1 protein-coding gene and 1 pseudogene are annotated in these 554 nt (G+C 75.6%); both read left to right on the top strand.

All coding sequences use genetic code 11. The annotated features are described in order from the left end of the window. A pseudogene (locus HW577_RS26280) lies at positions 1-297 on the top strand (F0F1 ATP synthase subunit B'); the annotation flags it as partial. Beyond that, positions 297-554 (top strand): ATP synthase F0 subunit B (locus HW577_RS26275; protein WP_408639563.1); only part of this gene is annotated, 258 nt, incomplete at its 3' end. The pseudogene HW577_RS26280 and the gene HW577_RS26275, both read left to right, overlap by 1 nt.

Below are 554 nucleotides of genomic sequence, written 5' to 3'. Positions count from 1 at the left end.
CATCGCGCCGCCAGCGACCAGGCCCGCGCCGAGGCCCGCGCCGCGGTCGCCGCCGCGTTGCAGCAGGCCCAGGCCGCGAGCGACGCCAAGGCCGCCGAGGTGAATGCCCGCATCAACGCCCAGATCGCCGAGGCCGAGGCGCGCATCGAGGCCGCCCGCACGGCGGCGATGGGCGCGATCCGCGGCGTCGCGACGGACACGGCGGAGGCCCTCGTCTCCCGCCTGACCGGCGTCGCCGACCGCGGGAAGGTGGAAGCGGCCGTCGGCCGCGTCCTTGCAGCGAGCGGGAGGGCCTGATGTCGGATCCGAAGTTCTGGGTCGCCGTCTCCTTCGTCCTCTTCTTCGTCTTCCTGGGGAAGAAGATCTTCGGCGCGCTCGGCGGCGCGCTGGACGGTCGGGCGGATGCGATTCGCCGCCAGCTCGATGAGGCATCGCACCTGCGCGCCGAAGCCGAGAAGATGCTCGCCGCCGCCGAGGCCGAGCGCACCGCCGCGGCCGCCGAGGCCGAGCAGCTGCTGGCCAGCGCGCGCGCCGAGGCCGAGCGCGTGGCGACC

Origin of the sequence: Neoroseomonas rubea, assembly GCF_016106015.1 — a bacterium.
GTDB lineage: Bacteria > Pseudomonadota > Alphaproteobacteria > Acetobacterales > Acetobacteraceae > Neoroseomonas > Neoroseomonas rubea.
The sequence above is the reverse complement of the archived record's forward strand: the minus strand, read 5'-3'. Positions and strand labels throughout refer to the sequence as shown.